This window comes from Candidatus Phaeomarinobacter ectocarpi (genome assembly GCF_000689395.1).
In the GTDB taxonomy this organism is placed as follows: domain Bacteria; phylum Pseudomonadota; class Alphaproteobacteria; order CGMCC-115125; family CGMCC-115125; genus Pyruvatibacter; species Pyruvatibacter ectocarpi.
In genome coordinates this window covers 1,927,203-1,941,422 of record NZ_HG966617.1, presented here as the reverse complement: position 1 = coordinate 1,941,422, position 14,220 = coordinate 1,927,203, and the positions used below count along the sequence as shown (strand labels likewise).

Sequence of the window (14,220 nt, the reverse complement as noted above, 5' to 3'; positions counted from 1 at the left end):
CATTAATTAAATAAATCATTCATTCAATTAGTGAGCAACCATTCGGGATATCACGCCATGCCCTTCTCCCAGCTTATCCGCCACGTCGCGTTTGCCAGCACTGGTCTTCTGCTTGCCGTCACCAGCGTGCAGGCGCAGGATCCCCGACCCCAGACGCCGGGCTGGTCGCATTACGGGGGTGATGCCGGTGGCAGCCGATACAGCCCAGCGCAGGACATAACGGCGGACACGGTCGGTGACCTGGAGATGGCGTGGGAATATTCGACCGGCGATATGGATACGCGTCCTGAGGCGGTGGCAAAGAGCGCGTCCGAAGGCACGCCCATTCTGGTCAATGGCCGCCTGACCTACTGCACGCCGTTCAACGAAATCATCGCGCTGGACCCGGGCACGGGTGAGGAGCTCTGGCGGTATGACCCGGGTATCGCCACGGACTATGAGCCTGCCAACCAGTATGTCTGTCGCGGTGTTGTCCATTGGGAAGACACACAGGCCGAGCCGGGCGCTGCGTGCGCTGCGCGCATCTTCATGGGGACAGCGGACAGCCGGGTGATCGCTGTTGATGCAGCCACTGGCGACCCGTGCGCTCAGTTCGGTGAGACAGGGCAGGTGAAGATCAATCCCGGCATGGATCTGTGGTGGCCGGGCGAATTTCAGATTACGTCGCCGCCGGTGACAGTGGGTGACGTTGTTGTCGTCGGCTCTGCCATTGGCGACAACGCCCGCGCGGATGCGCCCAAAGGTGCGGTGCGTGCATTCGACATCCGCACCGGCGAGCCGCGCTGGGAGTTTGACGCGGTGGTGCGCGGTGCTGCGGAGCAACCGGGCAACTGGCGGGCGGAGGATGCCGCGCGGACCGGCCACGCCAATGTGTGGGCGCCGATGTCTGTTGATCACGAGCGGGGCCTGGTCATTCTGCCGACGTCGTCTCCCTCGCCAGATTTTTATGGCGGCGCGCGTCCTGGCGACAATCGCTACGCCAATTCTGTTGTGGCTCTCGACGGAGCTACCGGTGACGTGCGCTGGCACTTCCAGACGGTGCATCACGATGTGTGGGACTATGACCTGCCTGCACAGCCGAGCCTTGTGACCATCAACAAGGGCGACGGCCCGCGTGACGTTGTGGTGCAGGTCGCCAAGACCGGGTTCGTGTTCGTGCTGGACCGCGACACGGGCGAGCCGGTGTTCCCGGTGGATGAAGTGCCCGTGCCGCAGGACGGCGCGCCGGGGGAAGTTCTGTCGCCGACCCAACCCATGCCGCAAAAGCCACCGGCGCTGGTGCCCCACAGCATCAGCCCGGACGATGCATGGGGGCTCACCTTTTGGGACCGCGGGGCCTGCCGCGACATGATTGCCCAGTACAGGAACGATGGCCTCTTCACGCCGCCCAGCGAACAGGGGACGCTGATGTTCCCGTTCTCCGGCGGTGGTGCCAACTGGGGTGGCATGGCGTTCAACCCGCAGACCCAGCTGATGTACGTCAACACCTCGCGCGCGCTGCACGTGGTGAAGCTCATTCCGCGTGATGACTTTGCTGCCGCCAAGGAAGCAGAACCCAACAAGGAAATCAGCGCCCAGGTGGGCACCCGCTACGGCATGAAGCGCGACCTGGTGCTGTCGCCGATCAGTTTGCCGTGCAACAAGCCTCCGTTCGGCGTGCTGCACGCCATTGATCTGTCGACGGGCGAGATCGCGTGGGAATCTACGTTGGGTACGGTGCGCGACATGGCGCCGGTTCCCATTCCCTGGGAGCTGGGTACGCCCAATTTCGGGGGTCCGCTGGTGACAGCCGGTGGCCTCGTTTTCATTGGTGCGGCCATGGATGATTATCTGCGCGCATTTGATGCCAAGACCGGCGAAGAACTGTGGAAAGGCCGGTTGCCCGGTGGCGGGCAGGCCACGCCCATGACCTATGAGTGGCAGGGCAGGCAGTATGTGGTGATTTCTGCTGGTGGGCATTCGCGCTCGACGACGACGTTGAATGACCGGGTTGTTGCTTTCGCGCTGCCATAGGCGATTGTCGCCATAGGTGGCGTGGCAAAACTCGCGGTAGGATGGCGCACCGGAAGAATCGGAGTGCCGCCCATGTCGCCTGCAAAATCCAAGTCCGTGCCCAGATCGGGGCCCAGCCTCAAAGACGGCAAGGGCTTTGACCGGCCTGCAGCCGCGCTGGCGCTGCTCGGCTTCTTTTATCCCATCCACTACAAGGCCGGCATCAAGGTGGAAGACGCCCTGCGCGACAAGGGTGTGATGGGCGAGCTTGGCCGCCATCAGGTGGCGGTCCTCTGGCACATCCACTCGGCCGGCGAGAATGGCACCATGATGCGCCGCAAGGACATCGAGCAGTCTTTGCGCTCGTGGTTCGATATTTCCAGTGCGGCTATCACCAAGGCCATTCGGGCCATGGCGTCGCCGCCCCTGTCACTTGTGGTGCAGGAAGAAGACCCCAATTCGGCACGCGAAAAAATCGTGCGGCTGACACCCAAGGGTGCCAAGCACATTGCCGCCATGATGGATCGAGGCGTCGAGGTTATCAAAGAGATGATGGAGCCGATGGACGAAGCGACCATCCGCGAAGGCATCAAGTTTTTCCAGGCCATCACGAATTCTATCGTGATGATGGAGAGCGGGGATAAGTCTTAAGACCCATGCGGCCTCCGCCCGATGGATTGTCCGGTTAAACCGGACAATGGGGCGCTGTTGATTGGCACCCACGACCCGTATCTCCGGACTTGATCCGGAGCCTACTCGCAAACGATCAACTGCATGGCAATCGAGAGTGGATACCGGATCACGTCCGGGGGTGCGGGTTCTTCAACGCACCACAAACACGTCACCCCGCGACACTGTCGCGGGGCCCAGGGCGCAGGCGGAGCCCCTCCACCTGCCTTTGCTGGATTCCGCGATAAGGGCGCGGAATGACATGTCGTGTGGGGATCTAGGAGAACGCCTTCACAGCCTGATTGGTGTCCATGAAATCGCGGAACTTGAGCCACTTGCCATCGCGCATGGTGATCACATGCACGAAGTCGGACTTGATGTCCCGGCCCGTCGACTTGGCGGTGAGGTGCAGCACACCGGTCACAATCACCTTGTCCTTGTCAGACAGAAACTCCAGCGGATCAAAGACGTGAATATCCACCGATGACAGAACGGTTTCAAAAAACGTCCGTGCACCCTCCATGCCGTCATACATGCCCGCATAGGGGATGATGTCGTCGGGGCCGTAAAACTCGATGCGAATGTCATCATTGCAGTGAGACAGGATGGCGGGAATGTCGCCGGCGCCGAAGGCGGCAAACAGCTGTTGGGTGGCGGCGATGTTGTCTTCCTGAAGGCTCATTGTGCGGCGTCCTTTATTTTTGGTGTCAGGTGAAGGTTGAGCGTGGCGAGCCCGTGGTTGAGAAGGCTGGCACGCTGTGGCTCAGACCCGCTGCCGGTTTCGGTGATGGCGCCGTAGCGATCCAGAAGCGCATTCATCAGTTCGCGTGCTTCGGCTTTGGCAAGCGCTGAGCCCAAGCAGTGATGCACACCGACGCCGAAGGTCAGTTGTTTGTTGAGGTTCGTGCGGTCGATATCGAATTTTTCCGGGTCGGGGAACATGGCCGGGTCGTGGTTGGCTGCTGCAAAGAACAGCGCCACCCAGTCACCCTTCCTGATCTGCTGTCCGCCCACTTCAACGTCTGCTTCGGCGATGCGGAACAGGCGTTGCGGCGGGCCGGAGTGACGCAGGCTTTCATTCATGAAGCCTTCGATGTCGTCCCGGTTGGCGCGCAGGCGCTCGGTCATCTCCGGCATGGTGGCGAGGTGATGCAGCAGATTGCCCAGCAGGAACGTCGTCGTCTCGGCACCTGCCACCACAAGCGTCAGGCAGAAGCGGATGACCTCATCGCGGGTGAGTTTTTCGCCGTCGGCTTCGGCGGTCAGCAACGCCCGCATCAGGCTGTCGGGCACGTCCTTGCCGGCCGCCAGTGCTTCGTCCATCGCCGTCACCTGCTCCACAAAGTAGGTGTAGAGCTCCACGTTGGAGGTCTGGCGTTCTTCAGGCGTCAGGTCTGCGGACAGCATGAAGGCTGTGCCCCAGTGGCGGAACTTGGCGGCGATCTCGTTGGGCAGCCCCAGCAGATGCACCATCACGCGGGCGGGCAGGGCAGCGCAGATGTCACTCATGGCTTCAACCTTGCCGCCGCTGGCGCTCTCTACTTCGTCCAGCAGCGTATGCACCATCTTGCTCACATAAGGCGATAGCTCTTCGATGCGTTTGCGGGAGAAGGCAAGGTTGACGATGTTGCGCAGGCGGTCGTGTTCCGGGTTGTCATGGTTCACCAGCATCAGGGTCGGGGCGGATGAGCCTTCCTGCAGCGGGTCACGGGACGAGAATGTGCGGTGGTCGCGGGCGGCCTTGGACACCTGGTCATAGTCCAGCAGCACCCAGGCATTCACCGGTTCATCTTCACCGGGCACGGTGCCGGGTGGATAGTCGCGATAGCCCTGCACCGGTGCGTGCGGTCTCAGTCTTGTATAGAGTGGATAGGGATTGGCGATTGTGTCGCCGCTGGGCAAGTCTGCGACAAGTGCAGCAATGTCGTCAGCCATAGATTTCCTCCCCAGGAAACGCCTGATGGGTGGGAGGAGGACGCGCCGCCTCCCTTATTATTGACGCAGTATATTGTTTACTGAGTTAACAATCAAGGAGGCGAAATCGGTGTTGTTAATCGCGCCATTGGCCGATTGAAAACTGTTCGCCATCCTCCGGCTTGGTGACCCTTTAGCCCTCCGGCTTGACCGGAGGGGTGGGATCCATGCAGCGTTCGCAGCTTGGATTGTCCGGTTAAACCGGACAATGGCGTTGTGGGATGACATTACCCACTTTCCTGCCGTATCCCCGGACTTGATCCGGGGTCCACTCTCATCTGCTGCAGCATGGAGCGTCGGCGATTAGGCTCCGGATCAAGTCCGGGGATACGGGGTTGTTTTAGCTGCCCCGCGCTTCCTTCAGCCTGTGTGCCAATCCCTCAAGTGTTGTCAGGTGACGGTCCTTCTTGGGGGGATCGTAGGTTGTGGCGTTGACGGCGCGCACAAGCACCCGGCGGATCGACAAGTCGTCGGGGTCCTGGTCCACGTCCAGCACGTTGAGGCAGCAGGTGTCCTGCTCGAACTGGCCGAACGTCTTGAGGCCGGTGCCCAGCGCCCAACCCAGGATGATGCGGTTGACGCCGCCATGGGCCACCAGCGCCATGTGGTGCCAGTCCGGCTTTTTCAGCAGACCTTCAAAGGCGGGCACCACGCGGGCCTGAAAATCTTCAAAGGCCTCGCCATTGCGATAGCGCATGCCGGGCTCGTGGGCGTTCAAAAAGGCATAGGCCACTTCGTCCAGATCATCGGGCAGGGGCACCGGGTCCGGCGCGCCGCCCTGTTCATAGGCTGCCTGTGCACGGTCCGAGCGCAGCTCTTCGAGGTCCGGCACTTCTTCCGTCGGTACGTCGCGGTCGCCGAGAATGCGGGCCAGGGTCTGCCTGGTGCGCGGCAAGCCCGTGTTGACGGCCTTGTCCAAAGGCACGTCGGCCATCATGCCGCCCATGGCGTCCGCTTCGGCTTGTCCCTGTGGCGTTAGATGCACGGCACGGGGGTCTGCCACGATGGAGCCATCCTTGGTGACATAGGCCACGTCGCCATGGCGAAACAGATAGACGCGGCGGCGCAGGGCACCATCAAAGGCAATGCGTGGTTCGGGTGTCATTTGGGGGAACTCCGGGACAGGGGATTTATGTTTCGCCAATCAGTATAGGCCTTCGACAACATTTGTGTGGCGGATGATCCATGTTCCGTGTCCCCGGACTTGATCCGGGGCCTACTCGCAAATGATCAACCGCACAGCAAATGAGAGTGGACCCCGGGTCGAGCCCGGGGATACGGCAAGTGCAAGACAGCCGCAAACCTCCGCACGCGAAACCTCGCTGCGATCATCCATTTCGTCTTGCCCCCTTAAGGGAGCGGGAGCACCCAAGGCCTGCTCATGCGCAGGTCTCGTGGCGATATCGTGTCACAAGAGAGCGGTCCTTGAGCGCTCCACACGCAAATGTCTTCAGCGATGAACTGGGACGGTGACCGATTGGGCATTACCCCAACCTTGATCACCGCGAGCCTTGCGTCCGCATCCCGCACTTTGGAACGGCACGGTTGGATACGGGGCCAGCTTTTCCACGGCGTGACCAGGCCCGACCCATCGCTGCCCTTGCAGCACGCACCCGTCACTTGCGTGCTTCGGCCCTGCGCGCACGGTCCACGTTCCCAAGGACCTGCCACTCGCATTGCCTTCCAGGCATTCGCATCTCCCACCCAAGTCCGGACGGCCCGGATGCCCTTGTGGCAGGAGATACGACCATTATCGGTGACCCTGAGAGACCGGGGATAAGTTTTTGAAATTTTTTGCTAACATCCACTTCTCGCATCACTGGAGCAGCAATTTTGAAAACCCAACTCGACCTCGAAAATAAAGAGTTCGATGAGCACGAACGCCGTTTCATTGCCGACATCAAAAAGTACGGTTGGTATGGCCATCACATATTTGAAAGTGAGGATTGGCCCAAGTTCTCATTCACTAGTGGCTTCTGGCTTCGATATGGATTTCCAGAAATTGTTGTCTTTTCCATGGAGTTTGAAACGGCCCAATTGATTCTGGGTGGCGTAAAGGACCAACTCGAAGATGGCGTGCGATTTCAACTCGGGGTGCCCGTGCAGAACGTACTTGTGAATGACGTTGTTTTTCTGCCTGTCGACAAGAAATTCTATGAAGACCTTGGTTGGACGCGGTGGTTCTACCTCGGCGATGATTTCGAGTGTGTCCAGCTTGTTTGGCCGACGCAGAAAACGATATTTCCCTGGAGCAACAATGCTCCGCGCGAATATCTAAATGCTCAGCCGGACCTCACAGGCGGCGACTGGCTTGGACGGCTGCAGTAGCTGAATTGCCTACCGACTTTTTGCAGTCTGGAAAACATGCGTGATGGTCGGCATCTGAACCGCGTCAAAGCCCATGGCCTGCCAGAACACACCTGCCGCATCGCTTGCCTGTGCATTGCAGGTGAGGGTGGGGCAGATGCGGAGACCGTGCGTCATGCAAGCCCTGGCCAGCGCAGTGGCAATGCCGGACCGGCGATACGGTGGCAGCACGTAAAACCGCCGCACGCGCATGGCGGGCTCATCCAGACCGTCTTCGCGGGTGATTCCACCGATGCCGGCAAGCTGGCCATGCTGAAAGGCTGCGAACAGCGCGGCGTTGTGCTGATTGAAGCGCTGCTCGCCGGTGTGCCACTGGTCCACCAGCATGGAGATATTGCGTATCCCCTCGGCTTTGCTGGCTGTCACAAGCGCGTCGATGCCATCGGGCAGTGCGTCATGAACCAATTCAATCTGCACTGCCATAATGGGATTACCCAAACACCCGCTTGAAGATCGTGTCGACGTGTTTGGTGTGGTAGCCGAGGTCAAACAGGTCTTCGAGTTCGGCGTCTGACAGGACCACGTCTTCGTCGGCTTTCAGCAGGTCGAGGAACACGCCTTCGCCGCGCCACACTGGCATGGCGTTGCGCTGGACCAGACGGTAGCTGTCTTCGCGGCTGACGCCTTTTTGCGTCAGGGCGAGGAGCACGCGCTGGGAGTGCATGAGGCCGCCGAGCTTGTCCATGTTGGCCTGCATGTTTTCCGGATAGACCAGCAGCTTGTCCATGACGCCGGTGAGGCGCACGAGGGCGAAGTCGAGGGTGACGGTGGCGTCCGGGCCGATCATCCGTTCGACGCTTGAATGCGAGATATCGCGCTCGTGCCACAGGGCGACGTTTTCCATGGCCGGCAGGGCCATGCCGCGCACGAGGCGGGCGAGGCCGGTGAGGTTCTCGGTCAGGATCGGGTTGCGCTTGTGCGGCATGGCCGACGAGCCCTTCTGGCCTTCGGAGAAGAACTCTTCAACTTCGAGAACTTCCGTACGCTGAAGATGGCGTACTTCCGTTGCCAGCCGCTCAACCGATGAGGCGATGACGCCGAGCGTTGCAAAGAACTGGGCGTGGCGGTCGCGGGGGATGACCTGCGTCGAGACGGGCTCTGGCACGAGGCCCATTTCCATGGCCACGTGCTCTTCGACGCTTGGGTCAATATTGGCAAACGTGCCGACGGCGCCGGAGATGGCGCAGGTGGCGATGTCGGCGCGGGCCTGTTCAAGGCGCATGCGGCCGCGCTCAAATTCCGCATAGGCCTGCGCCAGCTTGAGGCCGAAGGTCGTGGGTTCCGCGTGGATGCCGTGGGAGCGGCCAATGGTGACCGTGTCCTTGTGCTCGATCGCGCGCTTCTTGAGGGCCGCAAGCAACGCGTCCATGTCCGCCAGCAGCAGGTCGGCGGCGCGGGTGAGCTGGACGGAGAGGCAGGTGTCCAGCACGTCGGACGAGGTCATGCCCTGGTGGACGAAGCGGCTGTCTTCGCCGATGAACTCGGCCAGGTGGGTCAGGAAGGCGATGACGTCGTGCTTCACTTCGCGCTCGATCTCGTCGATGCGTGCCACGTCAAACTTGGCCTTGGAGCCCTTGTCCCAGATGTTTTTGGCGGCTTCTTCGGGAATGACACCCAGTTTGGCGAGCGCGGTGCAGGCATGGGCCTCGATCTCGAACCAGATGCGGAACTTGGTTTCGGGCGACCAGATGTCGGCCATTTCCGGGCGGCTGTAACGGGGGATCATGTGGCGGCTCCAAAACCTGCGTGAGTCTTATGTGGTGCGGGTGTTGATACGCCAAGGCCCCGCACACTTCCACCACGATTAACGCGAAGGAGGCATGCGGGGCTGGCAGCGTCGAGGCGGGTGCTCCGCCGGTGGGAATGGAGACGACCCTAGCGGGCCTCACCTGACGCAAGGGGGGAGCGCAGGGCGAAGGCGCCATCGCCCAGAAGGGCCTGCACCAGATTTGCGAAAATCCAGATCACCGGGAATTCCCAGCCGCCGCCGGGGTTGGAGAACACCCAGCCATTGGGCAGGTGGACCAGCGCTGCGCCGATCAAAACCGGTACCAGGGCCAGCGCAACGGCGCGGGTGTGCAGGCCGAGGATCAAGGCCAGCCCGCCGGCGACCTCTGCGAAGATCACAGCGTAGGCCGTGACACCGGGAAAACCCTGGCTTTCAAAGAAGGCCACTGTGCCGGCGGGTGTAAAAACCAGCACTTTCAGTAGGCCATGGGCGAGGAAGGCTACTCCCAACGTGACGCGCAGCAGCGTGGCGGCGAGGGGAGCGGTTGAGGCGTGCAGCTCGTTTTGAGCGAGAAGTGTCTTGAACATGGGTCATCTCCAGAAGGGTGTTTGTGGTCTGTGTGTCTCGATGGAGATGAAGGTAGGTGTTCCTCTGATAAGGATAATCGGGTAGATAAGAACAATATTGTTTCCTGAATAGGATAAATCAGATGGACCGGTTATCGACCCTGGAAGTCTTCGTGGCGGTGGCGGAGCGGGGCAGTTTTTCCAAGGCGGCGGAGGATTTGGGCTTATCGAATTCGGCGGTCTCCAAACAGGTGGCTGCCCTTGAGGATCGGCTGGGCGCCCGGCTGCTCAACCGCACGACTCGGCGGGTGAGCCTCACCGATGTGGGGCAGGCCTATTGGGAGCGGGCGCGGGCGGTGCTGGCTGATCTGGAAGAGGCGGATGCGGCTGCGGCCAGTCTGCATGACGAGGCCCGCGGCCTGCTCAAGCTATCCGTGCCGTTTTCCTTCAGCCTGCGGCATCTGTCGCCGGTGCTGTCGGAGTTCATGGCGGCGCACCCCAGGCTTGAAGTTGATCTCGTGCTGAATGACCGTTTCGTGGACATTGTGGATGAGGGGTTCGACGTGGCCATTCGCATCGGCACGCTGGCGGATTCAAGCCTCAAGGCCCGGCGCATTGCCCCGGTCCGCCGGGTGCTCGCGGCGTCACCGGCTTTCCTCGACCGCGTGGGGCGTCCCCAGACGCCGGACGACGTGGATGGAGACTGGTGTCTTCGATATTCCATCGGCGGGGACGCGCTGGACCTGGAACGTGAAGACACGCCGGGTGAAGTGGCCGCCCAGATACGGTCGACCGGCCCCCTGCGCGTCAACAATGGCGACATGATCCGCGAAGCCATGCTGGCGGGCGGCGGCATTGCCAGCCTGCCAACCTTCATCATCGGCGATGATCTGAAATCAGGCGCGCTCGAACGCGTCCTGCCGGACTGGTGCGCCTCGACCATCGCCATGTATGCGGTCTATCCGCCGGGCAAGGTGCTGTCTGCAAAGGTCCGTCTGCTGATCGATTTGCTGGTGGAGCGCTTTGGCCCCGTGCCGTCATGGGATGCGTTTGAGGAACGCTAACAGGTTCCCGTGTCCCTCCGGCTTGACCGGAGGGCCCACTCTCAGTGCTGCTTGTTGCTGTCCGAGTGCCAACTCAGGAATCGCCCTACGACCTCTGCTCAACAGCGGACGCAAGTAGACCCTCCGGTCAAGCCGGAGGGATGCGGAGGGGGGGAGACGTCAGATCGAGCGCTGCCGCCACGAGGTATATTCACGCGTCCAGCTGTCTTGCTGGGGCAAAGACTGCCAGCAGCGCGAGTGCCACCAGCGTGACGATGTGGAACATCACCAGCGTGGACAGATACGCCATCTGCTCGGGCTCCAGCGCATGCGATGTGCCCAGCATAGCTACGTCGTCGCGAAAGACCGTGTAGAGAATGATCTGACTTGTTGCCGCGACAATGAACGCATACAGCCCAGAGGCGTGCCGGAGCAAAAGCCCGACAACAACGGCAACGTCCAGTACCAGATACACAACATCCAAAGCCTGCCAGAGGCGCGGGGCGGCCAGCCAGTCGAAGCCGGTCAGGCTCGCCATATTGGCCACATGTACCGCAGCGCCATAGGCATAGAAGGCTGCGATGAACAGCAGATACCAGCGCAACAGGGGCTTGTCATAGAGGCGTGTCATGGGTGTGACATGACACCATAAGAACTGTTTCCGGAAGGACAGAGTCCCCTCGATTTTTGCCATTTTTGGTGTTGTATGTGCCGTTGGAGAACATACGTGTAAGACACGACAAAACTTGGTTCCACAAGATTGATGAACACACTTGGCGCCATACTGTTTGTAGCCGCAGCGACTGGTTTGACACTGAAGTTGGTGCTCACACTGGCGGAACAAGTAGTTTGCAGGCTGTTTTATATGGACCCTGCCAATAGTCGTGGATTCAGCTCATTGATGAAGAATGATCGCGACCAAGTTAGAGGTGCGTTGACAGAGCGTGGTAAGGAATTCCACGACAGGGTTACGCCTTGGCAGCGGCGCTTGGACGTTTTGTCGTTGGTCTCGATTCCGAGTCTGATCTTTATCTCGCTCATCCGCTAGAGCAGCCCCAGCTGCCGCAGGCTCGTGTGGTTGCCTTTGCCGATGATCAGGTGGTCATGCAGGGCAACGCCAACTGGCTTGGCGGCGTCTTCGATCTTCTTGGTCATGTCCACGTCGGCGCGGCTTGGCGTGGGGTCGCCGGACGGGTGGTTGTGGACGAGGATGATGGCGCTGGCGCCCAGATCAAGAGCGCGCTTCACGACTTCGCGGGTATAGACCGGGGTGTGGTCGATGGTGCCGCGGCTTTGAACTTCGTCCGCAATCAGAATGTTCTTGCGATCGAGAAACAGAATGCGGAACTGCTCGGTTGTTTCATAGGCCATGGCAGCGGTGCAGTAGTCCACGAGGGACGACCAGCTGGAAATTGCCGGGCGGCCCATGACTTTTGACTTTGCCAGCCTCAGGGACGCTGCCTGCACGAGCTTGAGTTCGGTGGCCACACCTTCCGACACGCCGGGCACTTCAATCAGGCGCGCCATCGGCGCGGTGATAACTTCGTTGAAGCCGCCAAAGCGCTTGAGAAGGTCTTTTGCCAGCGGCTTGGTATCGCGCCGGGGGATGGCGCGGAACAGGATCATCTCCAGCAGCTCGTAGTCGGGCAGGGCATCGGCACCGCCCTGAATGAACCGCTCGCGCAGACGCTGGCGGTGGCCGGTGTGGGAGGGAGGATCCTTCTTTGGACTGTTCCCGGGCGCAGGCTTTGCCGACGATGGGTTCGGCGCAGTTTCGGCCTTGGCCTTTGCGGACTCACCATTGCGCGTTTCAGGTTGTAGCTTGGGGAGTGGCTTTCCGCCTGTGTCCTCGAAGCCCGACATTCCCGAGATGCCTTTAAGCGTAAGGCGGGCAGTGGAGCCCGGCCGGTGAGGTCGTGAAAATCTCGTAGCCGTCATCGGTCACGCCGATGGAGTGCTCGAACTGGGCGGAGAGGGACCGGTCGCGGGTCACCGCCGTCCAGCCATCAGACAGCAGCTTCACATGGGGCCGACCCAGATTGATCATCGGCTCGATGGTGAAGAACATGCCGGGTTTGAGTTCCTGGCCTTCGCCTGCCTTGCCGTAATGCAGGATGTTGGGCGCGTCGTGAAACACCTTGCCCAGACCGTGACCGCAGAAGTCCCGCACGACGCCGCAGCGTTCTGCTTCCGCGTATGTCTGGATGGCCGCGCCGATGTCACCGAGCGTTGCGCCGGGTTTTACGACCTCAATGCCGCGCATCATGCCCTGATAGGTCACGTCGATGAGACGCTCTGCCTTGCGGTTGATATCACCCACCGCATACATGCGGCTGGTGTCGCCGTGCCAGCCGTCGACCAGCAGGGTCACGTCAATGTTGACGATGTCGCCGTTCTTCAGCGCCTTGTCGCCGGGGATGCCGTGACACACCACGTGATTGATGGAGGTGCAGGAGGAATGCCGGTAGCCGCGATAGCCATAGGTTGCGGGCACCACGCCATGGTCCAGCGCAAATTCCAGAACGCGCTGATCGAGTTCGCCGGTGGTGACGCCGGGCACGACGTGGGGCACCAGCATGTCGAGGGCGGCAGCGGACATCTGTCCGGCCTTGCGCATGCCTTCAAAGTCAGCCGAACCATGCAGCTTGATGGCTCCGGTGTTGACGAGCGGCGCGTCGAAGGCATCCACGTAATTCATCGGCGTTCGGCTTTCTTAAATCTCGATATCAAGCTGATAGGTCAGCTCAATGGCATCCGTTGTGATGTCACAACCATAACATAGTGTTTCCACACCGCGACCCCGGGCGATTTCCAGCGCAGCGGCGTATTTCGTGTCGATGTCGTCCGCCAGCTTGAAGCGCTGTGTGCCGGGATATTGCACCAGATACAGCATCACCGCGCGGTGGCCCTGTTCGGCCATATCGCCCAGCTCCACCAGGTGTTTGGCGCCGCGTGCCGTCACGCTGTCGGGAAACTCCGCCAGTCCCGGCTCTCGCATCAGGTGGACGTTTTTCACTTCCACATAGGTAAGCGGTTTTTTGTCATCTTCCAGCAGGATGTCGATGCGGCTGTTCTGCCCATATTTCACCTCTCGGCGCATGTTGGCATAGCCCGTCAGCTCCTTGATCCGGTCGGCTGCAATGGCTTCCTCTGCCAGCTTGTTGGGCATGGACGTATTGATGCCGATGAGCGTGCCGTCCACCTCCACCAGTTCCCAGGAATAGGCGAGCTTGCGCTTGGGATTGTCCGACTTGGAGAGCCACACCCGGTTGCCGGGATCATTCAGCCCCATCATGGCGCCGGGATTGGCGCAATGGGCGGTGATGGTTTCGCCGGTGTCGAGTTCAACATCCGCGAGGAACCGCTTGTAGCGCTTGATGAGTGTGCCGGAGACGAGAGCGGGGAGTTTCATGGGTGCCGGTATGCTTGCCCAACAATTCTAGGTCAATCTGAATGGTGTTAATCCTGTGCAAGCAAATCAATGACCTCCAACGCGCCATTGAGCCATGGCTTGACCTGAACTTTAGGGTCCCAGTTATTAACCCCCAGCTTGCACCATGCTTTCAAGACTGCTTGTGAGCCGTTGCCAGACTGCGCCAATAAAAAAGCCCTTATCTCGCGCTCTAGGATCTGTCTTTGCCGCTCACCAACCTGTTTCAGATAGTCAGCCCTAGCTTTGTCCGCACTATCATAAATGTACCTCCAGTCCTGATGGAAAAAGGAGGCAAATTTTTCTATCTCAGTCCGCTGATGAGTTACTAATACTATTTTTTGTTCCAACACACACCTCATACTACTTCTATGCATTTCGACAATCAGGGTAGCGCATAAGTCGAGACCTGCGGATAAGCCTTTAACAGCAGGAACCCCACTTTCTGTG

The 14,220-nt window shown here is 60.3% G+C and carries 15 protein-coding genes; 4 read left to right on the top strand and 11 right to left on the bottom strand.

The window, feature by feature from the left end; genetic code table 11:
- Nucleotides 1-57 precede the first annotated feature (57 nt).
- Nucleotides 58-2,013: a pyrroloquinoline quinone-dependent dehydrogenase gene (locus BN1012_RS09400; RefSeq protein WP_052535001.1), complete on the top strand. Its 1,956-nt coding sequence runs from the start codon at nucleotides 58-60 to the stop codon at nucleotides 2,011-2,013.
- Between the two features lie 72 nt (nucleotides 2,014-2,085).
- Complete coding sequence (locus BN1012_RS09395) at nucleotides 2,086-2,643, top strand: MarR family winged helix-turn-helix transcriptional regulator (protein WP_052535000.1); 558 nt, start codon at nucleotides 2,086-2,088, stop codon at nucleotides 2,641-2,643.
- Between the two features lie 295 nt (nucleotides 2,644-2,938).
- Here the strand turns inward: BN1012_RS09395 and BN1012_RS09390 are convergent, their stop codons facing one another.
- The 3 genes from BN1012_RS09390 to BN1012_RS09380 all read right to left on the bottom strand — a co-directional run bounded on the left by BN1012_RS09390 (nucleotide 2,939) and on the right by BN1012_RS09380 (nucleotide 5,740).
- The gene (locus BN1012_RS09390; protein ID WP_043949417.1) at nucleotides 2,939-3,343 is read right to left on the bottom strand and encodes a nuclear transport factor 2 family protein; all 405 of its coding nucleotides are present in this window, start codon (nucleotides 3,341-3,343) and stop codon (nucleotides 2,939-2,941) included.
- A complete protein-coding gene (locus BN1012_RS09385) occupies nucleotides 3,340-4,596 on the bottom strand; it encodes a cytochrome P450 (protein ID WP_043949416.1) in 1,257 nt (418 codons plus the stop codon). Before BN1012_RS09385 ends, BN1012_RS09390 begins: the two co-directional genes overlap by 4 nt.
- Before the next feature lie 379 nt (nucleotides 4,597-4,975).
- Nucleotides 4,976-5,740, bottom strand: coding sequence for a histidine phosphatase family protein (locus tag BN1012_RS09380; RefSeq protein WP_043949415.1), 765 nt, complete (start codon nucleotides 5,738-5,740; stop codon nucleotides 4,976-4,978).
- A gap of 728 nt (nucleotides 5,741-6,468) precedes the next feature.
- Between BN1012_RS09380 and BN1012_RS09375 the strand changes: the two genes are divergently transcribed.
- Nucleotides 6,469-6,963 (top strand): DUF4262 domain-containing protein, encoded by a 495-nt coding sequence (locus BN1012_RS09375; RefSeq protein WP_043949414.1) that lies wholly within the window; start codon nucleotides 6,469-6,471, stop codon nucleotides 6,961-6,963.
- Nucleotides 6,964-6,972: 9 nt separating this feature from the next.
- Here the strand turns inward: BN1012_RS09375 and BN1012_RS09370 are convergent, their stop codons facing one another.
- The 3 genes from BN1012_RS09370 to BN1012_RS09360 all read right to left on the bottom strand — a co-directional run bounded on the left by BN1012_RS09370 (nucleotide 6,973) and on the right by BN1012_RS09360 (nucleotide 9,318).
- Nucleotides 6,973-7,425, bottom strand: a complete 453-nt coding sequence (locus tag BN1012_RS09370; RefSeq protein WP_043949413.1) for a GNAT family N-acetyltransferase — start codon at nucleotides 7,423-7,425, stop codon at nucleotides 6,973-6,975.
- A 7-nt stretch (nucleotides 7,426-7,432) separates the two neighbouring features.
- The gene (gene purB, locus BN1012_RS09365; RefSeq protein WP_043949412.1) at nucleotides 7,433-8,728 is read right to left on the bottom strand and encodes an adenylosuccinate lyase; all 1,296 of its coding nucleotides are present in this window, start codon (nucleotides 8,726-8,728) and stop codon (nucleotides 7,433-7,435) included.
- 149 nt (nucleotides 8,729-8,877) lie between these two features.
- On the bottom strand, nucleotides 8,878-9,318 hold the full coding sequence (locus tag BN1012_RS09360) for a DoxX family protein (protein WP_043949411.1): 441 nt from the start codon (nucleotides 9,316-9,318) through the stop codon (nucleotides 8,878-8,880).
- A gap of 122 nt (nucleotides 9,319-9,440) precedes the next feature.
- On the opposite strand from BN1012_RS09360, the gene BN1012_RS09355 reads away from it, so the two are divergent.
- On the top strand, nucleotides 9,441-10,361 hold the full coding sequence (locus BN1012_RS09355; protein ID WP_043949410.1) for a LysR family transcriptional regulator: 921 nt from the start codon (nucleotides 9,441-9,443) through the stop codon (nucleotides 10,359-10,361).
- A gap of 190 nt (nucleotides 10,362-10,551) precedes the next feature.
- On the opposite strand, the gene BN1012_RS09350 is transcribed toward BN1012_RS09355, so the two are convergent.
- From BN1012_RS09350 to BN1012_RS09325, 5 genes are all read right to left on the bottom strand, one after another.
- Nucleotides 10,552-10,971 (bottom strand): hypothetical protein, encoded by a 420-nt coding sequence (locus BN1012_RS09350; RefSeq protein WP_043949409.1) that lies wholly within the window; start codon nucleotides 10,969-10,971, stop codon nucleotides 10,552-10,554.
- Between the two features lie 413 nt (nucleotides 10,972-11,384).
- Entirely contained in the window at nucleotides 11,385-12,203 is an 819-nt protein-coding gene (radC, locus tag BN1012_RS09340; protein WP_081826307.1) for a RadC family protein, read from the bottom strand.
- 13 nt (nucleotides 12,204-12,216) lie between these two features.
- Nucleotides 12,217-13,038, bottom strand: a complete 822-nt coding sequence (map, locus tag BN1012_RS09335; protein WP_043949407.1) for a type I methionyl aminopeptidase — start codon at nucleotides 13,036-13,038, stop codon at nucleotides 12,217-12,219.
- 15 nt (nucleotides 13,039-13,053) lie between these two features.
- Nucleotides 13,054-13,752, bottom strand: a complete 699-nt coding sequence (gene sfsA / locus BN1012_RS09330; protein ID WP_043949406.1) for a DNA/RNA nuclease SfsA — start codon at nucleotides 13,750-13,752, stop codon at nucleotides 13,054-13,056.
- A 47-nt stretch (nucleotides 13,753-13,799) separates the two neighbouring features.
- Entirely contained in the window at nucleotides 13,800-14,120 is a 321-nt protein-coding gene (locus tag BN1012_RS09325; RefSeq protein ID WP_145973445.1) for a contact-dependent growth inhibition system immunity protein, read from the bottom strand.
- Nucleotides 14,121-14,220: the final 100 nt, after the last annotated feature.